Annotated in this window: 21 protein-coding genes; 14 read left to right on the top strand and 7 right to left on the bottom strand. The window is 69.5% G+C overall.

Annotated elements, in window-relative coordinates; genetic code table 11:
• Nucleotides 1–4 precede the first annotated feature (4 nt).
• Nucleotides 5–1450 (bottom strand): sensor histidine kinase, encoded by a 1446-nt coding sequence (locus OG194_RS25680; RefSeq protein ID WP_327403150.1) that lies wholly within the window; start codon nt 1448–1450, stop codon nt 5–7.
• Nucleotides 1447–2133, bottom strand: a complete 687-nt coding sequence (locus tag OG194_RS25675) for a response regulator transcription factor (RefSeq protein WP_327403149.1) — start codon at nt 2131–2133, stop codon at nt 1447–1449. Before OG194_RS25675 ends, OG194_RS25680 begins: the two co-directional genes overlap by 4 nt.
• A 208-nt stretch (nt 2134–2341) precedes the next feature.
• Between OG194_RS25675 and OG194_RS25670 the strand changes: the two genes are divergently transcribed.
• The 3 genes from OG194_RS25670 (at nt 2342) to OG194_RS25660 (ending at nt 4494) form a co-directional block, all read left to right on the top strand.
• Nucleotides 2342–2725 (top strand): hypothetical protein, encoded by a 384-nt coding sequence (locus tag OG194_RS25670; RefSeq protein WP_327403148.1) that lies wholly within the window; start codon nt 2342–2344, stop codon nt 2723–2725.
• A 142-nt stretch (nt 2726–2867) separates the two neighbouring features.
• Complete coding sequence (locus OG194_RS25665) at nt 2868–3851, top strand: bifunctional GNAT family N-acetyltransferase/NUDIX hydrolase (RefSeq protein ID WP_327403147.1); 984 nt, start codon at nt 2868–2870, stop codon at nt 3849–3851.
• The gene (locus OG194_RS25660) at nt 3844–4494 is read left to right on the top strand and encodes a hypothetical protein (protein WP_327403146.1); all 651 of its coding nucleotides are present in this window, start codon (nt 3844–3846) and stop codon (nt 4492–4494) included. Before OG194_RS25665 ends, OG194_RS25660 begins: the two co-directional genes overlap by 8 nt.
• A gap of 57 nt (nt 4495–4551) precedes the next feature.
• Here OG194_RS25660 and OG194_RS25655 read toward each other — a convergent pair whose 3' ends face one another.
• The gene (locus OG194_RS25655) at nt 4552–5973 is read right to left on the bottom strand and encodes a M1 family metallopeptidase (RefSeq protein WP_327403145.1); all 1422 of its coding nucleotides are present in this window, start codon (nt 5971–5973) and stop codon (nt 4552–4554) included.
• Between the two features lie 133 nt (nt 5974–6106).
• Here OG194_RS25655 and OG194_RS25650 point away from each other — a divergent pair, with 133 nt between their 5' ends.
• Both OG194_RS25650 and OG194_RS25645 read left to right on the top strand, forming a co-directional pair.
• Complete coding sequence (locus OG194_RS25650) at nt 6107–6541, top strand: hypothetical protein (protein ID WP_442811799.1); 435 nt, start codon at nt 6107–6109, stop codon at nt 6539–6541.
• Nucleotides 6542–6593: 52 nt separating this feature from the next.
• On the top strand, nt 6594–7094 hold the full coding sequence (locus OG194_RS25645) for a hypothetical protein (protein ID WP_327403143.1): 501 nt from the start codon (nt 6594–6596) through the stop codon (nt 7092–7094).
• A 135-nt stretch (nt 7095–7229) separates the two neighbouring features.
• Here OG194_RS25645 and OG194_RS25640 read toward each other — a convergent pair whose 3' ends face one another.
• Nucleotides 7230–7901, bottom strand: coding sequence for a pentapeptide repeat-containing protein (locus OG194_RS25640; RefSeq protein WP_327403142.1), 672 nt, complete (start codon nt 7899–7901; stop codon nt 7230–7232).
• Nucleotides 7902–7983: 82 nt separating this feature from the next.
• Here OG194_RS25640 and OG194_RS25635 point away from each other — a divergent pair, with 82 nt between their 5' ends.
• On the top strand, nt 7984–8955 hold the full coding sequence (locus OG194_RS25635; RefSeq protein WP_327403141.1) for a zinc-binding dehydrogenase: 972 nt from the start codon (nt 7984–7986) through the stop codon (nt 8953–8955).
• Nucleotides 8956–9062: 107 nt separating this feature from the next.
• Complete coding sequence (locus tag OG194_RS25630; protein WP_327403140.1) at nt 9063–10589, top strand: MFS transporter; 1527 nt, start codon at nt 9063–9065, stop codon at nt 10587–10589.
• Between the two features lie 262 nt (nt 10590–10851).
• Here the strand turns inward: OG194_RS25630 and OG194_RS25625 are convergent, their stop codons facing one another.
• Nucleotides 10852–12258 carry an NAD(P)/FAD-dependent oxidoreductase gene (locus OG194_RS25625; RefSeq protein ID WP_327403139.1) on the bottom strand — a complete coding sequence of 469 codons (1407 nt, stop codon included), beginning with the start codon at nt 12256–12258 and terminating at the stop codon, nt 10852–10854.
• 9 nt (nt 12259–12267) lie between these two features.
• Complete coding sequence (locus tag OG194_RS25620) at nt 12268–12921, bottom strand: rhomboid-like protein (RefSeq protein ID WP_327403138.1); 654 nt, start codon at nt 12919–12921, stop codon at nt 12268–12270.
• Between OG194_RS25620 and OG194_RS25615 the strand changes: the two genes are divergently transcribed.
• Complete coding sequence (locus OG194_RS25615; RefSeq protein WP_442811625.1) at nt 12920–13891, top strand: aminoglycoside phosphotransferase family protein; 972 nt, start codon at nt 12920–12922, stop codon at nt 13889–13891. The genes OG194_RS25620 and OG194_RS25615 overlap by 2 nt on opposite strands.
• A gap of 22 nt (nt 13892–13913) precedes the next feature.
• On the opposite strand, the gene OG194_RS25610 is transcribed toward OG194_RS25615, so the two are convergent.
• The gene (locus tag OG194_RS25610) at nt 13914–14840 is read right to left on the bottom strand and encodes a LysR family transcriptional regulator (RefSeq protein ID WP_327407204.1); all 927 of its coding nucleotides are present in this window, start codon (nt 14838–14840) and stop codon (nt 13914–13916) included.
• A 219-nt stretch (nt 14841–15059) separates the two neighbouring features.
• Here OG194_RS25610 and OG194_RS25605 point away from each other — a divergent pair, with 219 nt between their 5' ends.
• The 6 genes from OG194_RS25605 to mycP all read left to right on the top strand — a co-directional run bounded on the left by OG194_RS25605 (nt 15060) and on the right by mycP (nt 22703).
• Nucleotides 15060–16316 carry an MFS transporter gene (locus OG194_RS25605; RefSeq protein ID WP_327403136.1) on the top strand — a complete coding sequence of 419 codons (1257 nt, stop codon included), beginning with the start codon at nt 15060–15062 and terminating at the stop codon, nt 16314–16316.
• The gene (locus OG194_RS25600; protein ID WP_327403135.1) at nt 16313–16792 is read left to right on the top strand and encodes a GNAT family N-acetyltransferase; all 480 of its coding nucleotides are present in this window, start codon (nt 16313–16315) and stop codon (nt 16790–16792) included. The genes OG194_RS25605 and OG194_RS25600 overlap by 4 nt, the downstream gene beginning before the upstream one ends.
• 134 nt (nt 16793–16926) lie before the next feature.
• Complete coding sequence (locus tag OG194_RS25595; protein WP_442811624.1) at nt 16927–17970, top strand: DUF4037 domain-containing protein; 1044 nt, start codon at nt 16927–16929, stop codon at nt 17968–17970.
• Nucleotides 17971–18974: 1004 nt separating this feature from the next.
• Nucleotides 18975–19538 (top strand): hypothetical protein, encoded by a 564-nt coding sequence (locus OG194_RS25590; protein ID WP_327403134.1) that lies wholly within the window; start codon nt 18975–18977, stop codon nt 19536–19538.
• Nucleotides 19539–19604: 66 nt separating this feature from the next.
• Entirely contained in the window at nt 19605–21287 is a 1683-nt protein-coding gene (locus tag OG194_RS25585) for a hypothetical protein (protein WP_327403133.1), read from the top strand.
• A gap of 54 nt (nt 21288–21341) precedes the next feature.
• A complete protein-coding gene (mycP, locus tag OG194_RS25580; protein ID WP_327403132.1) occupies nt 21342–22703 on the top strand; it encodes a type VII secretion-associated serine protease mycosin in 1362 nt (453 codons plus the stop codon).
• The last annotated feature ends 182 nt before the right edge of the window (nt 22704–22885 follow it).

Below are 22885 nucleotides of genomic sequence, written 5' to 3'. Positions count from 1 at the left end.
CCGTTCAAGTCCACCTCGCCTCTGTGGGGCCGGAATCCGTGGGGCCGGAAGACGTCGCTGTGTTCAACGGCTCCCGCTCCGGAGGAGTTCCTGTGGGGAGGCGCAGGAGGAAGTGGGCGCCCTGGAGGCTCGGGACGATGGCCAGTGTGCCGTGATGCGCGGTGGCGATGCGTTCGGCGATGGCGAGCCCCAGCCCCGCGCCGCCTTCGTCGCGGGCGCGGGCGTCGTCGAGGCGGCTGAAGCGTTCGAAGATCCTCTGGTGGTGTTCCGGGGGTATGCCCGGGCCGTCGTCGAGGACCTCAAGGACGGCTCGCCCGTGTTCGGCGTCGCGGGTGAGGCGGACCGTGACGGTGCCGACGGCGTGGCGTTCGGCGTTGTCGAGGAGGTTGCCGAGTACACGGGCCAGGAGCGCCTGATGACCGAGTACGGGGATCGGCGCGGGGTGGATGAGGGCGGTCAGGGTGAGGTGGGGCGGCAGCCTCCTGCGGCTGGTCTCGCCGCGGACGAGCTCGGTCAGGTCGAACGGCGGGTTCGGCGGCGGGTCGGCGTGTCCGGCGTCCAGCCGGGCGAGGAGCAGCAGGTCGCTGGTGAGGGCCTGTAGGCGCAGGGTGTCGTCGTGGGCGGCGTGCACGACAAGGGGCCAGTCGGCGGTGTCGGGGTGGTTCAGGGCGAGTTCGAGTTCTGTGCGGAGACAGGCCAGTGGTGTGCGCAGTTCGTGGGAGGCGTCAGCGGTGAACTGACGCTGCTGTTCGACGACTCCTTGCAGGCGGTCGAGCGTGGAGTTCATGGTCACGGCCAGGCGGGAGATCTCGTTGCCGGAGCGCGGAACCGGGACACGTCGGTCGAGGTGGTGTGCGCTCAGGTCGGCGAAATCGGCGCGGATGGCCTCGACCGGGCGCAGTACCCGGCCGGCGGCGAACCAGGTCGTGCCCGACACCACCAGCGTCATGCCCGCGATGCCGCCGATGAGGAGCCGGACGATCGTGTTCAGACGGGCCTGTTCGGCCTCGAGGGACTGGGTGACGGCGACGTCCTCGACACCCGCGTGCACATAGGTGCGGTAGATGATCTGGCGGATGGGTACGGGCCCGCGAACCGGGTCGGTCCACGGGATCAGTGACAACTTCCCCTGACTCGCACGCGTCTTCTTCGTAGGGCGGCACAGGCTGATGTCCTTGTACTCGGCCTGTTGAGCCGGCTGGAAGAACCGGGTGCAGTCGGGTGGGTTCCCGCCGCTGAGACCGTTGATCATCGTGTCGATGACCGGGCTCATCCTGGCCGCCTTGTGGTCGGCGTTCTGCATCTGGGCGGTGCGCTCCGTGCGCGCGATGGGTATCGCGGCCGCGGTGAGCGGGACGAAGGTGATGACGGCGGCCAGGACGGCCAGTCGCATACGGATGGTGGCCGGTCGCAGGCGGCGCAGCAGGAGTCGTACACCGGCCGGTGTCATGGCCGGCCCCCGTATGCCGGGTCGAGGCGGTAGCCGGCGCCGCGGACGGTACGGATGGTCTGCCGGCCGAACGGTGCGTCGATCTTGCGGCGCAGGGAACTGACGTAGACCTCGACGAGGTTGACGTCGCTGTCGAAGCGGTCGTCCCAGACGTGTTCGAGGATCTCGCACTTGGAGACGGTCTCGCCGCCGCGCTGGGCCAGGTATTCCAGGACGGCGAACTCGCGGGCCGTCAACGCGATGGGGACCGTTCCACGGTGGCACCCGTGGGAGGCCGGGTCGACTTCGAGGTCGCCGATGTGCAGCACCGCCGGCCGCTCGGGTCGGCCGCGGCGGATGAGGGCCCGTAACCGGGCGGCCAGCGCGATGAAGGAGAACGGCTTGACGACGTAGTCGTCGGCGCCGGTGTCCAGGCCTTCCGCCTGGTCGTACTCGCCGTCCTTGGCCGTCAGCATCAGCACCGGCATCCACCGCCCCGCTTCCCGCAGCCGCGCACAGACCCGGTAGCCGTTCACGTACGGCAGCATCACGTCCAGCACCACCGCGTCATAGGGGTTCTCCAGCGCCAGCTCCAGACCTCGGCGCCCGTCGTGCCCCACATCGACCGCGTACCCCTCACCGACCAGGCCCCGGCGCAGCAGTTCCGCCATCCGCCGGTCGTCCTCCACCACCAGTATTCGCATCACCCCAGCATCGCCGCCGGCGGCTGAGGGGAACCTGAAAGGCCCTCAGGAACCTTCAGAGTCCCCTCAGTCCCGTCCTGCCATCGTTCTGTCCCACGGGTCCCCGGCGAGATCGGCTTCAGGGGGGAGATCTCGCCGGGGGCCCGTGGGTTGCGAGCAGACGCGGTCCGGACCACGCAGACGTCCCTGAGAGATCGGAAGGTCATCCATGCGAACGAAGCCCTTACGCGTACTGGCGGGAATCCTCGCCGTCCCGGCTGCCGTACTCGCGTTCGGCGGCACCGCCGCCGCCGCGCCGGCGCAGGCCGACCACAGCCAGGTCCAGGCATCACCGACGGCGACTCCGCTGACCCCGGCGCCCAACTGCGTCTCGTTCAGCCAGTACAGGAACGGCAACGCGCTCACGGGCTACTACACCAACGTCTACCTCGACAACAACTGCGGCACCGGCGCGCGAGTCAAGGTCATCATGGTCTACGGACACGACAGCGGCTGCATCCAGCTCGCGAAGGGCAAGCAGGACTACAAGTTCCGGTCCGACTCCATCACCGGCATCCTGTCGCCCTACGTCGACCGCATCGACGCCTGCTGACCCGGCCTCTCCTCGTGTGCAGAGCTGGTCGTTCCAGCTCTGCACACGCACGCGCTCCGCACGACGGCGCCACCGCACCCGGCACCCCGCCCAACAGATCTGGTTCGAGCCCGGCCGAGCCTCCGGCCGCTAGCGTGCCCCCATGTTCCTCGAACCGCTCACGCCGACCGAGGCCGGCGCGCTCCCCGGCGAGCTGCTCACCGAGCTGACCGCCCTCTACGCCTCGAACCACGCGTTCCACGCCCTGAGCGGTGACTTCCCGGACCCGGAGGACATCCGCCCCGAGCAGGTCGCGACCGCGCTGGCCGACGAACTCGCCGACCCGGACACGGAAGTCCTCCTCGCCCGCAGCGCCGGACGGCTCGTCGGGATCGCGATCACCCTCGGGACGCATCCCGACCCGGACGACGAGGACCCCTGGATCGGCCTGCTGATGATCGACGCCACGCGGCAACAGCAGGGACACGGACGGCAGTTGGCGTCCCTCGTCGAGGACCGTCTCCGCGCGGCCGGCCGAACCGCCATACGCCTGGCCGTCCTTGACAACAACCCCGACGGCGTCGCCTTCTGGACCGCCCTCGGCTACGACGTCATCGACCACCGCCGGGACCGCCAACTCGGCCGCCCCTGCGCCGTGTTGCGCAAGCGGCTCCGCAAACTCCGCCGCGCCGCCCGCATCGCCGTGCTCGACCCCTCGGGCTCCGTATTCCTCTTCCTGCACGACGACTCCGCGAACGGCACCTTCTGGGCCCTGCCCGGCGGCGGCATCGAGGGGGACGAGACCCCCCGCGAGGGCGCCCTGCGCGAACTGCGCGAGGAGACCGGCTGGACCGACCTGACCACCGGCCCCCTCCTCTGCACCCGGGAACGCGACTTCACCCGCGCCGACACCCACATCCGGCAACACGAGCACATCTACGTCACCCACGGCCCCCACCGCGAACCCACCGGCCCCGACCTCGCCACCGCCCACGCCGAGGACGGCATCCTCGCCTGGCGATGGTGGACACGGGAGGAGCTGCACGGGGCGACCGAGCTCGGCTGGCTGCCCGAACTCGCCGGACTGCTCGACGAGTTGGAGGAAGGGCCGGAAGAGAGGGCGGGAGGGGAAGCGGGGAATGGATGACCTCGCACCGGACACCACAGGCCGTCGGCAGCCGGACCCCCGGCCACGCGCCCTGCTCCACACCGACTTCGACGGCAACCCCGCGGAGCCCGACGACGTGATCGCCGACGCCCTGGACGACGACGGCTGTCTGGAACGCGCCCCCGGCCCGATCGCGATTCTCCAGGACCGGGCCGCCGACCCCGCCGGCCGTCTCCTCGCCTGCCGCGCACTCACCAGCTGGGCCGATCCGCTCGGCTACGACACCGTCCTCCAGGCCGCCGCCGGCCCTGACGACGTGGTCTGGCACGGCCGGTCCGCCGACCGGTTCTTCGGCCAGGACGACACCTTCGGCCGGCTCGCCGACGCGGTCGGGGCCAGTCCGGACATGGTCGACGAACGGGGCACCGCCGAGTTGCGGATCGCGGCGGCGCGCGCCCTGCTCTCCCTCACGGACCGGGTCCAGTTCGACCGGCACATGTCCTCACTGCTGTTCCGCGAGATCGTCGAAGCCGCTCGGGACGAGATCGACGCCACGGTGGAACGGGGCATCGACCGCCTCGTCTCCGGCGAACGTGTCCCCTACGACCTCGGCCTTCAACTCGCCCTGCTCACCGTCGCGATGAAGACATACGACGAGCCGGGCGCGAACGACGCCAGCTGATGTAGGGGTCACCGGATTCCGGCTCGGTCAAGGACAGGCCGGTCAAGGACAGGCCGGTCAAGGGCGAGCCGGCTTTCCCTCCCCGTACAGCCAGTCCTTCCAGATTCCGCTGAAGTCCTTGCCCGGCGCCATCTTCTCCACGTACGCCGTGAAGTCCGCCGTGTTGGCGTTGCCGTAGCGGTGGGTGGCTGCCCAGCCCTGGATGATGTCGTAGAAACGCGCGTCACCGACCGTCCGGCGGATCTTGTGGAGGACCATCGCGCCGCGTTCGTAGACGGGGCTGTCGGAGATGTGGGCGGCGGAGGTGGGGCGGGCCGGAGGGAAGGACCAGATCGCCTCGTCGTCGGACCTGTCGGCGAAGTAGGTGCCTTTGTAGAGGGCGTCGAAGCTCTGCTGGGCGGTGTCGCCGCCGTGGTCCTCCGACCAGAGCCATTCCGCGTAGGTCGCGAAGCCCTCGTTGAGCCACATGTCGCGCCAGGTCTTCGGGGTGACGGAGTCGCCGTACCACTGGTGGGCGAGTTCGTGGACGAGGGTGGCGGTGTCGGGGGCGCCGGGGAAGAACGGTCGGGTCTGGGTCTCCAGGGCGTAGCCCGCGTCGCCGCGGCGGTCGACGATCGCGCCGGTGGAGGAGAACGGGTACGGGCCGAAGTTGTACTCCTCCCACTCCATGATCTCGGGGATCTCCGCCAGCACCTCGCGGCTGGCCGCCGCCTCCTGCGGGTCCACCGCCACGTACACGGGGAGGCCGTTCTTCGTGCTGGTGCGGGTGATGTCGTAGTGGCCGATCGCCACCGTGGCCAGGTAGGTCGCCATGGGGTGGGTGGTGCGCCACATGTAGGTCGTACGGCCCGCCCGGGTCGTCGTCTCTGTCCTCAACTCGCCGTTGGAGACCGCCTGTAGGCCCTTCGGGACGGTGATCGTGATGTCGTACGTCGCCTTGTCGGAGGGGTGGTCGTTGCCGGGGAACCACGCCATCGAGCCGGTCGGTTCACCGAGGGCCAGCGCCCCGTCCGCCGTGCGCAGCCAGCCCTCTTCCGAGCCGTCGGGATCGGTGATCGTCTCGGGGGTGCCGGAGTAGCGGACGGTCGTCCTGAAGGTCTTGCCCTGGGGGACTGTGGAAGGTGGGCGGACTTTCAGTTCCTGGCCGGCGCGGGTCCAGGAGGTCTTCTTGCCGTCCACCGTCAGCGAGTTGACCTGCATGCCCTTGAGGTCGAGGTCGTAGGCGGAGAGGTTCCGGGTGGCGCGGGCGGTGATCGTCGCCGTACCGGTCAAGGGAGTTGAGGTGCCGGGGGTGTACGCCAGGGTCAGCGCGTAGTGGGTCACGTCGTAGCCGCCGTTGCCCGCCTGGGGGAAGTACGGGTCGGCCACGCCCGCGCTGCCGGCGGTGCCGTGTACGCCCCCTGTTCCACCGCACGCCGTCAGGACGAGGGCCAGCGCGCACGCGGTGACCGTGGGAACAAGGCGTACGGATCGGGACACGTGCGCGATCCTACGAGTTCGGGGCCTCCCACCCCGGACCGTCCGCCCGAAGTCCGGTGACCCTCGTACGCTCGGCTCCGTGCCCCGCTCTCCGAAGAAACCGCGCCGACTCGTTGCCGACGGGCGTACGTACATGTGGAGCCTGCGTCACCGTCACGCCCCCTCCGGGCCGACCAGAGACGACGCCGGCTGGACCGTGGGCTGCGTCCAGACCCTCACGTTGTCTCCGCAGCCGGCCGGCACGGGCGGTCCGCTGCGGATCGTCTTCACCTCGGGCCCGGAACGGTACGTCCCGGGCGGAGCCCCCTTCGGCTCCGGGGACGTCGGATACGGCCGTGGCGCCTCCCTCAACCTCCACGAACCCGGCGCCGTCCGCGCCCTCCTCGACGCGGCGTCGGCCCGCGGGTGGCTGCCGGGGCCGGGAGAGACGCGGGCGGTGGAGGTCGACGGCTGGGCCCTGCTGGAGGCGGCCGCCGCCGCACGGGACGGGGGCGGTGAGCGTCCCGCTGAGCCTGGTGAGGGACATCGTGAGGTGCGTGATGAGGGGCACCGTGAGGGGCCGTCCTGAGGGGTGACTCCGGCCGACCTCGGACCTCCCCGACCGTGACACCATCTCCTACGTGCTCGACATCGGCTACGCCCTCTCCAACCGCTTCCCCGACCCCCCGCAGACCGACTACCGGCGCGCGGACGTCCACGCGCTGCGGCACGACCTGTTCTGCGGCGACGTGTACCTCGCCGACACCAAGGCGGACCGGGAAGTGTCCACGGCCTGGGGATGGGTACCGGTGCTCGACTTCGCGTGGGCGTTGTGCGACATCGTGGAGCGGATCGACCAGGACCCGGCGGGGTCCCGGGCATCCCGGCCGCAGCGGGCGGAACTCGACTTCACCGAGTCCACCGACCGGATGCTGTTCGAGCGGCGGTTCGGGTGGGTGAATGTCGAGGCGGACTGGATGCGGCGGGACGAGGAGGCGTTGACCTTCTCCCACGCCGAACTGCGGCGCGAGGCGCGGGACTTCCTGCACGATCTGATCGCCGACCTGGTTGATCTGCATGATGCCCTCGGCGAGAACCCGGCGATCTGGACGTTGCAGGCAAGGTTTCCCCGGGTGCCCTGAGCTTCCTTCTTGCCCTGCACTGGGGTTGCCGTCCCTGGGGGCTGCGCCCCCAGACCCCATCGGCCCTGAAGGGACCTCGTCCTCAAACGCCGGACAGGCTGGATGACGGCACCCCAGGCCAAGAAGCAACCCTCCTCACCCCTCCACCCGAATCCCCATCTGCACAGCCAACACCGGCGCCAGATCCAACAGTTGCCCCATGCTGATCACCGCCCCGGACAACCGCTCCACCCCCCGCGCGATCTCCAACTGCACCGCCCCCCGCAGATCCACATCCGTGAACGACACCCCCGTGAAGTCCGCCCCCTTCAACGCACAGTCCACGAACTCGACGCGCTCCAGCCGAGCATCGAGAAAGTCCGGCTCGACAAGGACGCAGCCCTCGAAAACAACATCCCGCAGCTTCGCCTTGCGCAGGTTCAGGTAATCGATCTTGCCGCCCCGGATCACCACCCGCTCCAGAACCGCACCGTGCAACTGCACCCCGCCCATCCGCGCGTCGACCACCTCGACGTCACGCAGGGTCGACTCCGCGAGGTCGGTGCCGACACCCCGTATGCCGGTGAGGACGGAGTCCAGCACCCGCGCGTGATGCAGCCGCGTCTCGTCCAGCGCGCAGTCCGTCAGCGCGCAGTCCATGAACCGGGCACCCCCGCCGTCCTGCCCGACGAAGTCCTCGTCCCGGAACTCCAGCCCGTCGTAGTCCCCGTCCGGCTCCAACTCCCCACCGCCGTAAGCCTCCAGAGCAGGCAACCGCACCTCCGGCCGCCGCGCCCCCTTCACTCCACCCGTCGCTCTCCTCGCCATGCCCCCATCCTGCACCCCACCACTGACATCGAGGACGCCGGACACTTGACCTCAAGCACGCTTGAGGTCGAACAGTGACCCCATGCATGCCATACGACTCCACACCTTCGGCCCCGCCGAGAACCTCACCTACGAACCCGTCGACGACCCCTCCCCCGCCCCCGGCCAGGTCCGCATCGCCGTGGCCGCGGCCGGAGTCCACCTCCTGGACACCGTTCTGCGCGCGGGAGAACAGGGCCCGCTCCCCGAACTCCCCACCCTCCCCACCATCCCCGGCCGCGAGGTCGCCGGTGTAGTCGAGTCGCTCGGGGACGGGGTCGCCGGGCTGTGGCTCGGGAAGCGGGTGGTCGCGCATCTGGGGTTCGCGCCGGGCGGGTACGCGGAGTTGGCGGTGGCCGATGTCGACCGGGTGCACGAGATCCCGGCGAACCTGGACTTCGCGCAGGCCGTCGCGATGATCGGAACGGGCCGTACGGCGATGGGGATCGTGCAGTTCAGCGAGCTGAGCGTGGACTCCGTAGTCGTCGTTCCGGCAGCCGCGGGCGGACTCGGCACCCTGCTCGTGCAGCACGCCAAGCAGGCCGACGCCACGGTCATCGGCCTCGCGGGCGGCCCGGAGAAGGTCGCCCGCGTACAGGCGAACGGCGCCGATCTCGCCGTCGACTACACACACCCGGAGTGGCCGGGAAAGGTAAGGGCCTGGCTGGGCGGGCGGCACGCGACGGTCGTGTTCGACGGGGTGGGCGGAGCCATAGCAAGGGAGAGCGTCAACCTGCTCGGGCCGAACGGCCGGCACCTCGTCTTCGGCTGGTCGAGCGGGCAGCCGTACACCTCCGAAGCCGAAGGGGTGTCCGAACAGGTGCTCGGCCCCGTGATGATGCGAAAGGCCGGCGGACCGAGCCCCATCCGAACCCTGGAGCTACGAGCCCTCACCGAGGCCGCCGCAGGCCGACTAGTCCCGGCCATAGAACGATTCCCGCTGGCCAGCGCAGCACAAGCACACAGCGCACTGGAAAACCGAAGGACAACCGGAAAGGTGGTCCTAGAGCCATGACCACACAGAGCGGATCACCAAGCACACCACCCAGCCTCCCCCAACCGAACACACGCACGAATACAACTGAGGGTGCGATACCTACCGATTCATGGTCTTCTGAGCAGATGAGCGTCACCCAATCAGGTGAATCAGGTGGATCCGGAACGACGGCCACGGGCCCCGATCCCCGCCGCTGGTGGGGCCTGGTGATCATCGCTCTCGCGCAGCTCATGGTGGTCCTCGACGCGACGATCGTGAACATCGCGCTCCCCTCCGCACAGCGCGACCTGGGCATGTCCGACGGCAACCGGCAGTGGGTCATCACCGCGTACACACTCGCCTTCGGCGGCCTGCTCCTCCTCGGCGGCCGGATCGCCGACCTGGTGGGCCGCAAACGGACGTTCATCATCGGCCTGATCGGCTTCGCGGGCGCCTCCGCACTCGGCGGCGCGGCCACGACCTCGGGCATGCTCTTCGGCGCCCGCGCCCTACAGGGCGTCTTCGCCGCCGTACTGGCCCCCTCCGCCCTCTCCCTCCTCACCACGACCTTCACCGACCCGAAGGAACGCGGCAAGGCCTTCGGGATCTACGGCGCGCTCGCGGGCAGCGGTTCGGCGATCGGCTTCATCGCGGGCGGCCTGCTCACCGAGTACCTGAACTGGCGCTGGTGCCTGTACGTCAACATCCCCATCGCGATCATCGCGGTCTTCGGCGCCTTCGCCCTCCTCCACGACCGCCCGGGCCACTCCGGCGCCCGCCTCGACGTCCCCGGCGTCCTGCTCGGCTGCGGCGGCCTGGTCGCGATCGTCTACGGCTTCAGCGAGGCGGAACCACGCGGCTGGACGGACTCCCTGGTCCTGGCCCTGTTCGCGGCCGGTGTCGTCCTCCTCACCTCCTTCGTCTGGTGGCAGACCAGAGCCCCCAGCCCCCTCCTCCCCCTCCACATCGTCAAGGACCGCAACCGCGCCGGCTGCTTCCTCACGATGGGCCTCGCGGTCATCGGCATGTTCGGCATGTTCCTGTTCATGACCTACTACCTCCAGGTCATCCTCGACTACTCGCCCGTGAAGACCGGCATGGCCTTCCTGCCCCTCACGGTCGCGATCATCATCGGCTCGACCCAGATCTCGGCCCGCCTGATGCACCACGTCCCACCGCGCACCCTGATGGTCCCGGGCGCGGTCCTGGCCGCAGCGGGGATGTCCTTCTTCACCCGCCTCACGGTCCACTCGGACTACACGACCGAACTCCTCCCCGGCCTCCTCCTGATGGGCCTCGGCATGGGCCTCATCTTCATGCCGGTCTTCGCCACCGCCACGGCCGGAGTCGCCCCGCAGGACTCGGGCGTGACCTCCGCGACCGTCAACACCGCCCAGCAGGTGGGCGGTTCGATCGGCACGGCCCTCCTCAACACGATCGCCACCACCAGCAGCGCGGCCTACATCGCCGCCCACCTCCACACCCCGGCCCAGAAGGCCCTCATCACCAGCAAGGGCATCGTCCACGGCTACACGGTCGCCATCTGGTGGGCCGTAGCCGTGATGCTGATGGCCGGCTTGGTCGCGGGGCTGATGGTGACGGCGCGAGCCCCCAAGCACGGGGCGACGGCACAGTCACCCGCATCGGAGTCGGCATCCGAGTCCGTCACCTGAGCCGAGCGGACCGCAGGCCGCGTACGGCGGCAAGGCGACGTGTCGGGGGGTGTCCGCCCGCAGCGGTTGGCGCGTCAAGCACGGGCGAGCCGATGACCAACAGCCCCCGCGCCAATCCGAGGACGGACACCCCCCAACGCACCGCGGGCAAACCACAACGCACCCGCACCAAGACACAAAGCCGCACCCCAAACCACCTAGGGGCGCGGGGAACTGCGCGACCAGCCACAACGCACCCGAAGACGACAGCGCACCCCAGACCTCAGTGCCGCCCCGCCACCCAATCCGCAACCCGCGCCAACCGCGACGACTCCCCGCTCACCCCACCCGACTCCCGCCGATCCGCCACCCGATACGTCGCGTACAACCCCCGCACCCCCAACCACCGAAACGGCTCCGGCTCCCACTTCCGCACCTTGTGCCCCACCCAAGGAAGCCCGGTCAACTCAGAAACCCCCGCCTGCCCCGAGTCCAGCAGAACCAGATCCCGCAACGTCCGCGCGGCGAGATTCGTCGTGGCCACCCCCGACCCGACATAACCCCCGGCCCACCCCAGCCCCGTAGCCCGATCCAACGTCACCGTCGCGCACCAGTCCCGAGGCACCCCCAGCACCCCCGACCACGCATGCGCGACCCGCACCCCCGCAAGCGACGGAAAGAACCGCACAAGGATCTCCCGCAACGCCTCGACCGTAGAAGCCTGCGTCCGCCCGTCGTTGTCGGTCCTCGACCCGAACCGATACGGCACCCCACGCCCACCCAACGCGATCCGCCCATCAGCGGTGCGCTGCGCGTACATGTACGCATGCGCCATGTCACCGAGCGTCTCCGCACCACCCCACCCCACCGACTCCCACTGCGCATCGGAGAGCGGCTCGGTAGCGATCATCGACGAGTTCATCGGCAGCCACGTCCGCCGCTGCCCCTTGAGACTCGCGGTAAATCCCTCCGTACAACGCAGCACATAGGGCGCGCGAACGGTCCCGTACGGCGTCACCGCACGCTTGGGCCGAATCTCCGTCACGGGCGTCGACTCGTGAATGACAACCCCCAGCGCCTCCACCACCGCCGCGAGCCCCTTGACCAGCTTCACCGGATGCAGCCGCGCACCGTGCGGCGTCCACGTAGACCCGACCGCGTCCACGACCCGGATCCGCTCACCGGTCTCACGCGCGCCGTACAACTCCCGATCCGTCTCGCCGTACGACAGCTCGTGCTCATGAAAGTCCTTCAGCCGCCCCAACTGAGCGGGCGTACAAGCGACTTCGAGCACCCCGCCCCGATGGATATCGGCCTCGATCCGCTCTTCCTCCGCAACCCTCACGACCTCGCCAACGGTGTCGTTCATGGCCTTCTGCAAACGCACGGCGGCGTCCCGCCCATGGCGTTTCGCGTACCGATCACGCCCCGCGATCCCGTTGTACAGCCACCCCCCGTTCCGCCCCGACGCGCCGTACCCGCAGAACTTCTGCTCCAGGACGGTGACCCGGAGGAAGGGCGCCGCCTTCTTCAAGTAGTACGCGGTCCACAGCCCCGTGTACCCGCCACCGACGATCACCACGTCGGCGGAGGCGTCACCCCCGAGGGGCTCCCGTCGCGCGGGGAGGCCGTCATCCGCGTACCAGAAAGAAATGCCACCGTTCACGACACCGCTCACCGAGCTGCTCATATCCGGAAGCTAACCCCTGAGCGCGGCGACTGTCTCCTTCGGATTCCATGCTTTTCCACAGCCCCTGACCAGCGGATAACACGCCAGCCCGATCACCACGGACGTGAAATGCCCAAGATCGGTGAAGGTCCGGCCGGTAGCCAACGGCACCCCGTACACCGCCACCACAACCACCAGATACGGATACCGCCACGGCACCGCGATCCGGTACACCAGCACCCCCACCACCCCCGCCAGCGCGTAACTCACCCCGATGTCAAGGGTGTTGACCGCGGACTGCGGTGCCACGCCCCGCCTGATCGCCTCCAGCAGCGCGCCCTCGCTGATCAACGAGGCCAGCACATGCGCGGCCACACACACCATCAGCCACCGCGCCGTACCGAGCCACCGCTCGGCCTGCGCGTGGAACACCGTGTAGAGCACCGCATACGGCAACCAGCGCCCCCCGTCTATCCACATCGCGCTCGCGAACAGCACCCGCACCGGATTGTTCGACAACTCGTGGATGTTGGTGGACCGCTGCCGCAGGAACTCCTGCTCGAACTCCGGCGACATGTGGTGCATGGCGACCGTGGTGACGAAGAGGATCCCCAGCCAGACATAGGTGCCGGGGGCGCTGCGGACGTACGCCCACACCCTGTGGAGGCCCCGGGTAATTCGCATGAGCCGATTCACGCACGCAAGTATCGTCGGAGCCGTGATCGACATTCCGGCCGGACTGGTCGCCTCCCAGAACAGGTCCAACGGAGCGGCCGGACGCGCCTTCGTGGCGGAACTTCCCCAGCGTGCGGCCGACTTCCTCGACCTCTGGTCGCTACGGCTCAACGGCCCCTCGATGTACGGCAATTGCTCTCTCGTCCTGCCCGTCCTGCGCACCGACGGCACCCGGGCCGCGCTGAAACTCCAGTACCTCGACGAGGAGACCGCGGGCGAGCCGATCGCCCTGCGCACCTGGGCGGGCGACGGCGCCGTAGAACTTCTGGAGTACGACGACGAGACCGGCACTCTGCTCCTGGAACACCTCGACGCGTCCCGTGCCCTCACCCACGAACCGGACTCCCGCGCCGCGACCGTCGTGATCGCCCGCCTGCTCGCGCGTCTGACGGCGGTATCCGCACCGCCGGACCTGCGCCAGAACCTCGGCACGCTGGCGGCGGCCATGCTGGAACGGGTCCCCGCGGCCCTCCCCCACCTCCCCGACGCGGCCGACCGGCACCTGATCGAGGACTGCGCGGCAGCGGTCCGCGAGGTCGCGACCGAGCCCGGCGACCGGCTGCTGCACTGGGACCTGCACTACGACAACGTGCTCCGCAGCCCGCGCTACGACGACGTGCTCCGGAACCCGCGCTACGACGACCCCCTCCCCGCCGACCGCGAACCCTGGCTCGCCATCGACCCCAAGCCGCTGTCGGGCGACCCCGGGTTCGATCTCTTCCCGGCCCTGCACAACCGTTTCGACCCCGACGAAATCCGTTGGCGCTTCGACGCGATGACGGACGTGATCGGCCTCGACCGGCCACGGGCACGCGCCTGGACGCTCGGCCGGGTGCTCCAGAACGCGCTGTGGGCGATCGAGGACGACAGCCCGCCCGCGCCGCCCCACCTGGAGGTCGCGCGGCGGCTGCGCGGTTAGGACCGCCCTCTTACGCCCATGCTTACGCCCATGCCGGTGTCCACGTCTCCGTGTCGGAAGGGTCAGGGCGGGTCGAGCCGAGGTGATCACGGAGCGCGGCCAACGCCGGATGCCGATTGTCCCGGTGCCGGACCAGCGAGTGCGGATAGACCGGCGTCGGATTCCGTACGGCGATGCGCCGCAGGTCGTGACCGGCGGGCCAGACCAGGCGGGTCCGCTCCCCGACGAAGGTCGCCAGCGAACCCGACCCGGCGATGGTGTCCAGCAGCGGCTCCACCCCGAAGTCGGGCCCGGTGCTCTCGATACCGAGCCCGAACGCGGCGGCGAGCGCGTCGTAGTAGGCGGCCCACTCGGTGCCGGGTACGAGACCGGGCATCCAGATCCGGTGCCCGACGAGGTCGGCCGGGGTGACCGTCCGGGCGGCGGCGAGCGGGTGGGCCGGGCCGGTGAGCAGCTGGACGGGCTCGTCGAAGGCCCGGCTGACCTCGATGTCGTCGGGGAGCCGACGGCCGGTCGTCGTGACGGCACGGAAGGACGCGTCGACCGTGCCGGAGCGGATGGCGTCCACGGCCGCGTCGGCGTCGAAGAGGGTCACGACGTCGAGCTCGACGTCTGGGCGGGCCCGATGGAAGTCCCGTAGCAGCGCGGCCGGGGCGAGCCCGCGCCCGATCACGTCGACGCGCAGCGCGCGGTGACCGGGCCGGACGGAGGCGAACGCCCGCGCCTCGGCACGCAGCAGTTCGCGGGCGTGCGGCAGGAACGCCCGCCCGTCGACGGTCAGTTCGGCCCCGCGCGGGGTCCGCGCGAACAGCCGTACGCCTACGGCCCGCTCCAGCGCGGCGACCCGCTTGGAGACGGCCTGCTGGGTGATCGACAACTCCGTGGCCGCATGCTGGAAACGGCCCGCGTCCGCGATGGCCACGAAGGTGCGCACAGCGTCGACATCCACGTCGGCGACGATACTGGCGGCCACTGACAATCACCGCTCACCAGTGGGTACAACCAGAGGTTGTAGCTTCCCGGCGAATCGGTTGTTTGATCTCGGCGTCCGGCACTCGCTTTGATGCCGGTGGGCGAAGTCGTGGTCGCGGTCGGCGGGTAGGTGTCCTGGAAAAGTGTGTCAGTTTCGCCGAAAGTGTCACACTTTTCGGGAGAGGGTGGGGCGGGGATGGCAGGGAGGCGGGCGCTCGGGCGCCGGTTCGGGTGGCTGTGGGCGTCGTTCGCGGTCAGCTCGTACGGCACCGGGCTCGGGTTCGGCGCGTTCTCCTTCATGGCGATCCTCGTGCTGCACTCCGGCCCGACCCAGGTGGCGGTGCTGGCCGCCTCGGGACGGGCGGTGGGCGCCCTGGTCGCCGTACCGCTGGGGCCGTGGGTGGAGTTCCGCCGCAAGCGGCCGGTGATGATCGCGATGGACCTGACCCGGTTCGCGGCGCTGCTGACGGTCCCCGTCGCCTACGCGCTCGGCGGGCTCACCTTCGCGCAGCTCCTCGTCGTCTCCATCACGGTCGCCGCGGCGACCATCGCCTTCAACGCGGCGAGCGGCTCGTACCTGAAGTCACTGCTGCCACGGGAGGACCTGCTGACCGCCAACTCCCGCTTCGAGTCGACGACTTGGACCTCGACCATGCTCGGACCGCCGCTCGGCGGGGTCGCGATCGGACTGTTCGGCCCGGTGACGACGGTGATGGCCGACGCGGTCAGCTATCTGCTCTCGGCGCTGGGCATCCGTGCCATCGGCGGGACGGAACCGCACCCCGAGCGGAGCGGTGCGCCGCGGCTGCGCGCGGGCGAGCTGCTCGACGGCTGGCGCTACATCCTCGCCCACCCCACCCTGCGCCCGCTGCTCCTCAACGCGATGGTGGTCAACGGCCTGATCATGGCCGCCGAGCCGCTGCTCGCCGTACTCATGCTGGGGCACCTCGGCTTCTCCCCCTGGCAGTACGCCCTCGCGCTCGCGGCCTCCTCCGGCGTCGGAGGCTTCGTCGGCTCACGCCTCGCGCGCCCGCTCGCGGCCCGGTTCGGGCAGCACAGGGTGATGCTGGTCGCCGGGACACTGCGCGCGTGCTGGCCGATCGGCCTGGTGTTCGTCCGCCCCGGAGTCCCCGGGATGCTCCTCGTCATCGCCGTCCAACTCGGCCTGGTGACCTGCATCGGCGTCTTCAACCCCCTCCTGGCCACGGCCCGCCTCACCCACACCGCCCCCGACCGCGTGGCCCGCACCCTCACCGCCTGGTCCATCAGCACCAGCGCGGCGATCGCGACACTGACGGCCGCGTGGGGGTTGCTGGCGGCGGCCACGACCCCGCGCACGGCGATCGCGCTGGCCGGGGTCCTCCTCCTGGCCGGCCCGCTCCTCCTCCCCCGCCGCGAGCACGCTCCCCACGACTCCGGCAAGGACCCGAGCGCGTCTACCCTCTCGGCATGATCCGCACCGCGACCCCCACCGACATCCCCGTCATCCACGCCCTGATCCGCGAACTCGCCGCCTACGAAAAGGAACCCCAGGAAGCGAGGGCGACCCCGGAACAGCTCCACGAGGCCCTCTTCGGCCGACACCCCGGCGCCTACGCCCACATCGCGACCGACGACACCACCGGCGAACCGGTCGGCTTCGCCCTGTGGTTCCTCAACTTCTCGACCTGGCGCGGCGTCCACGGCATCTACCTGGAGGACCTGTACGTCCGCCCCACCGCCCGCGGCACCGGCCACGGCAAGGCCCTCCTCACCGAACTCGCCCGCATCTGCGTCGACCGCGGCTACGAACGCCTGGAGTGGTCCGTCCTCAACTGGAACCGCCCCGCGATCGACTTCTACGAAGCGCTGGGCGCCCGGCCCCAGGACGAGTGGACGGTGTACCGGCTGACGGACGGGGCGTTGAGGGAGCTGGGAGGGCACGGGTGACGGGTGCCGGGTGACGGGTGGTCCACCTGCTCACCTGCCCACTTGCCCGACTGGGCCTCTGTGGCCGGGAGTTGAGGGGGGCAACGGCGAAAATTCGCGCGCACGATCATGTCGAGACTGGGCAGGGTCGGGGCATGAGCTTCACGAATATGCCAACTTTTTTACCGGGCCTCGAACTCTCCCGCCGTTTCTACACAGAAGCCGTCCGCCCCCTCCTCGAAGACGCCGCCCCCGACATCCCGCACTCCGCCGCCCGCATCGGCGGCGGCTCCGAGGTCCTCGGCTACGACACCCCCCGCTCGACGGACCACGAATGGGGCCCGCGCCTCCAGCTCTTCCTCCGCCCCCGCGACGTCCCCCGCCACGCGGGCCGCATCCGACACCACCTGGCCGAGCACCTCCCGAAAACCTTCCACGGCTACCCGACGAACTTCGCCCCGACGCCCGACGGCGAAGTCCGAGTCATGAAGAGCACAACCGGCCCGGTCCACCACAGAGTCGAAGTAACCCACACCACGGCCTGGTTCAAGGCAACACTGGGCTTCGACCCGACACACGACATCACTACGGCGGACTGGCTAGCGACCCCCACACAACTCCTGGCCGAGGTCACGGGCGGCGCGGTCTTCCACGACGGCCTCCACGAACTCGGCCCAGCCCGCCACGCCCTCCGCTGGTACCCCCAAGACGCCTGGCTCCACGTCCTGGCCCGCCAGTGGAACCGCATCTCCCAGGAGGAGGCCTTCGTAGGCCGCTGCGGCGAGGTGGGCGACGAACTCGGCTCGGCGACAGCGGCAGCCGGCCTCACCCGAACCCTGATGCGCCTGTGCCTCCTCATGGACCGCCGCTACCCCCCGTACAACAAATGGCTGGGCACCGCCTTCGCCCGCACGACAGCCGGCCACCGCCTGATCCCGGTCCTCACAGCCGCCCTCTCGGCGACGGACTGGCACACGAGGGAAAAACACCTCGCCTACGCCTACGAAGCGGCAGCCGGCATCCACAACCAACTGAACCTGACCGACCGCGTGGACCCCACCACCCGCCCGTACCACTCCAGACCCTTCCGAGTCCTCCACGCCGAACGCTTCACCAAAGCCCTGACGGCCCGCATCTCGGACCCGACCCTGAGAGACCTCTCAGACAACATACGAAAGCCCAGGCCGGATGAAACCTGACCTGGGCATTTCTGGATGAGCCCCCTGTCGGATTCGAACCGACGACCTACGCATTACAAGGTCGCCAGAGCGTTACCCTATGCTTCACCGAACGTCACTGTTTCCACTGTCTGTGCAGGTCAGGCCGCATGTGCATACCCGGGACTCATTGATCGTTCACGGAGTTTCCCCGTCCTTCTGGCCCCATCCTGGACCCAGGTTTGGGCTGGCCCCCGGCTGGCCCGGCACCAGTCGGGCTGATATCAAGCTCAGCGGCGGGCGGCAAATCCCCCCTTTCTCGAACGAGCCTTGCGACGCGAAGAAGCTCCGCCTCGGCAGGAACGGCGTCCTTGAAGTTGCAGATGCAGGGACTTGGATCTACGTGTGCTTCTTCGTGTCGCTGGCCGCCGGAGTCGTGGCAGTCGTCTGGCCCCGGGCCTGGCTGCCCTTTCGTATTGCAGCCAGCCCAGCCAGGAAGGCCAGTGCGACTGTACTGACACGGCATTCGTGACCAGGCCCACGTAGCGCCGCGTAACAGCCACTCCCGCCTATCCCCGCTTCGCCGGTCTCGCCGCCTGACACAATTGATCTTGAGGGTGGTCTGATTTCCGTCGCCCTCAACCCACCGTATCCGTGCGATCCGCTACCCCAGCCGAGTACTCGTACTCATATCCCCACAGGTGCCCGGCTGACACAGTGGTCACAGCGGGGTCCTTCAGCACGGCTTCGTTGAGCGGACAGTTGGCTGCTGTCTCACATCGGCCATTCGCCGTCCACTCTCCTCGTCCGGTCGACAGCCGACTCTCGCTCAACCAGCGCGGCGCAGAAGATTGCACGTCGCAGCGGCGGAGCTACTCCGGGTCTAACGCGATCGCTTTCAGCCAGCTTCACGCCTTGGTGGGAGCCGGATTCCGCAGAGATGCAAGATCACAGCTATCTTGCCGAGTTACATCTGTCACGGATGAGGCACTACCAGTGAGCGGCCGAGGGACTCGCTGAGCAACGTGCCGCACAGGGAGGAAGCGGTGGCGGTCGACAACACAGGGGATCCGCAGGTAACTGCCGCTGGGCTTGAAGCAGCTGCCGGCGGCGCGATCGCCGCGTCGGGCATAGGGCCCTTCGCCGGTATCGGTGCCGCCGTGGCGCAGGCGCTGCGTGTCGAGGGCGAGACGCTGACGACCTTCAAGAAGCGGGTCGACGATCTCCTGACCCAGCTGGAAGAGTCGAAGGCCGCCCCGCGGAGGATCGCCGACGGTGGCCTGCCAACAGGACGGCTCGGGAGCTTCGACGAGGCCGACGCACTTCACGCTTCCTACACCCGCGTGCACTCCCGCCTGGAGCAGCTGTCCAAGATGCTGGCGCTGCAGATCGAGGGGCTGGTCGTCACGGTCGACGCGTCGAAGAGCGGCTATCACAACCTTGACGACGACGTCCGAGACCGCCTGAGCCGGATCCGGGTCGAGGCGGACAAGTTGATCGCCGACGAGGCGGGTCCGGGGGCGCGGGCACACACCAGCGGCGCGTCGAACGGATCGGCCCGCGACCAGCAGGGCTCCCAGCCGGCGGATGAGCAAGCCGGTGGCCTGTGATGGCGGTGTCGACGTCAGGGAAGAGTGGCAGCACAATGACCGCGGCAGGGAAGGCGGGGCAACTTCATGTCTGACTGGGGCAGTCGGGCCTGGCAGATGGTTAAGGAGACCCGGTTCGTTGCCCACAATCCAGAAGAGCTGTGGGCCATGGTCGAGCCCGCGGACGGTGCGACGGCCACGGAGCTGGGCGAACTGCTGACCCAGGCCGCCAAGACGATCAAGGAGATCGGCGGCGACCTGCGCACGCACAGCATGGCCGTCGAGTGGGACGGCGAGGGCGGCGAGGCGTTCCGGACGTGGTGCAACCAGGCCGCGCTGGCCACTCTGGGCCTGGGCGACTACAGCGAGTCCGCGGGCAAATGGCTGGGCCACGCCGCGGACACGCTCCACGAGGTCAAGCCCCAACTGGAGATCCTGCGAACGCAGAGCGCCACCGCGCGGTCGGTGCTCGACGCGCACGCCGCGAAGGCGACGGACGTCGGCAACCACGACGGCGGCCCCTCGGCCACCGAGGTGAAGACGGCCAAGACCCGGTACACCAACGACAGCGCCGACGCCGCCGGCCTGATGATCAAGCTCGCCCAGTCGTACACGGCCTCGACCGAGCAGATCGACGCGCTGGAGACGCCCGAGTTCCCGAAGCTGCCGGAGCGGTTCGTCCCCGAGGCCCGTGGCGAAACCGCGGTCTCCGTTCCGACTGGCCAGAAGTCCGTCACGCCAGTGGAGACCTCTGGGCGAAGGACAGCCGTCGACTCCGGTATGAGCGGGACGAGTTCAGCGCCTCAGGTGTCCGCGCCGCACCACTCCGCGAGCGTGGCGCACGTGCCCGATACGGCCCCGAGAGGCCATACGCACCCGACGAACACCACGATCCCGACGAATACGGCGATCGACAGCGTGGGAACGCTTCCTTCCACACCATCAGTCCCTGCTGCTGGCGCAGCTCCGCTCCCGGGAGTGAGCGGCCCGGACGGCAGGACATCGTCGCCAACCGGTGTGCTCCCACCTGCATTCGGGGGTACCGCGACGTTGGCGCCCGGTACTGGGGCAGGCGGAGGTCGTCCCGCGTACGGCGCTCGGAGCTCACTGCGCACGCCCTCCGAGCCAGGTGCTTCCGGCAGCTCGCGCGTACCCGGCCGCGGGCTGCCCACATCGTCTGTCCCCGGTATGTCCGGTGCTGGTACCGCTACCCCCCGCATGTCAGGGAGGGGACTGCCCGGTCCCGCGTCGGCCAGGGGCAACAACGGCATCACTGGCGGCCGCCCCATCTCTCCCGCCGGACGATCCACCGGTGCGATTCCCCGGGGCACGGTCGTCGGCGGCACCCCGAACGAGCAGCAGCCTCCGATGGGCCGTGGCGGCGTCGCAGGGGGTACGAGCGAGGGCGCGACACCGGCCCCCCGCAGCGGAGAACGCGTACCAGGTCGGGAAGGTGCGGCGAGGGGCGGCCCGAGGTCGCCCGCCCAGTCCGGTGGGATCATCGGCGGGCAGCCGAAGCAGGCCCCGCAGCGCAGAAGGGCGCTGTTCACCTCGGGAGGTGAGGGACTCGTACGCGGAGCGAACGCGCATGCCGACGGCACACTGCCGCAGGGCGGCGGAACGACCCGCGGTGGCTCCGCCGCTCCGCTGGGCCGCGCTGGCCGCTCCCCTCGTGGTGAACGCACCCGCGACCGCTCGGAGGACCATGCGGACGACGGGAGTAACCGGCACCAAGGCGACCAGCGCGTCATCCCGCCGACAACCGACTGAGCATCGCCCGCACCACGAGCAGCCTCGACGACAACGCCGATGAGAAGGACGAACATGCGCACCCGCAGCAAGCAGGCCAGACGACGCGGACCGGTCGTGTCGGCCCTGGCAGGCGTCCTGCTGGCGAGCGTCGCCGTCACGCCCGCGCACGCTGACACCATCCGCAGCCGGCAGTGGTACCTCGACGCCATGCAGGCCCAGCAGATGTGGAAGACCAGCACGGGCAAAGGCGTCACCGTCGCATTGATCGACAGCGGCGTCCAAGCCGACATCCCCGACCTGCAGGGCCAGATCGTGACGGGGAAGGACTTCTCCAAACGCGCCGGCGACGAACGCACGGACTACGACGGCCACGGCACGGGCATGGCGGTCATCATCGCCGGTACCGGTGGCAGAGGCGCCACCAACGGCTCCTACGGCCTGGCCCCGGGCGCGAAGATCATGCCGATCCGCGTACCTGACTTCGTCGAGCGCAACCGTACCGACGGCAACCAGGACGACTTCGCCACCAGCACGGCCAAGGCCATCCGGTTCGCGGCGGATTCGGATGCCAAGGTCATCAACATCTCGCTGGGAAGCACGGCCCACTCACAGCAGCTGACCGACTCCGTCGACTACGCCCTGTCCAAGGGCAAGCTGATCTTCGCGGCGGTGGGCAACACCGGAGACGCCCTCAACGAAGTTGAGTACCCGGCAGCGATCCCCGGGGTAGTGGGCGTCGGGGCGATCGACAGAAACATCAAGGCGACGAAGGAGTCCCAGCACGGGCCCCAGGTCGACCTGGTCGCGCCAGGAGCGGACATCGTCACGGCCTGCCTCGAATCCAGCACCAAGGTGTGCGAGACGCGCGGCACCAGCGACGCCACCGCCCTCACCTCCGCCTCCGCCGCCCTGATCTGGTCCAAGCACCCCGGCTGGACCAACAACCAGGTTCTGCGGGTCATGCTCAACACCGCAAGCAAACCCAAGAGCGGCAAGAACCGCACCGACTACCTCGGCTACGGCGCCGTACGCCCCCGCATCGCGCTGACGGACCCCGGCGACCCCGGGCCGGCGGACAAGTACCCCCTCCCGGACCTCACGGCCGCAGGCGCCAACTCCCCCTCTCCTGGCGCCTCCGACGCACAGGGCGCGGGTGCGCCAGCAAATGATGACAGCTCTACCGCGGCAGCCTCCGCATCCAAGGACGATCACGGCAACAGCACCCTCTGGATCGGGCTGGGCATCGGTGCCGCCGTACTCCTCGGAGGAGCGATCGTGGCCTTCGTCGTCGCCCGCAGGCGTCAGAGCCGCTTGGATTCGCCGTCGGTGTCCACGGGCCCTGCGAATCAACTGCCCCACCCCCACTCGACGTTCATGCCGCCCACCAGCGCATCGAGTGCCGGTGGCCCACCCAACCAGGGAGAGCGAACCTGACCCACCGACTCACTGAAGGAAGCACGCCACAGCAGACTCGCCACGCATGAGTACGGATACTCAGCCGTCCTGGTTGCGGTAGCGGATGGGACGCACGGTGAAGGGGCGCTACCGTACGTCTCGGCCATTGCGATGTGACTGCTGCGAACATTTGCAACGTTCCGGTCGTACGGTCACGGTCA

Source organism: Streptomyces sp. NBC_01288 (genome assembly GCF_035982055.1).
In the GTDB taxonomy this organism is placed as follows: domain Bacteria; phylum Actinomycetota; class Actinomycetes; order Streptomycetales; family Streptomycetaceae; genus Streptomyces.
The sequence above is the reverse complement of the archived record's forward strand: the minus strand, read 5'-3'. Positions and strand labels throughout refer to the sequence as shown.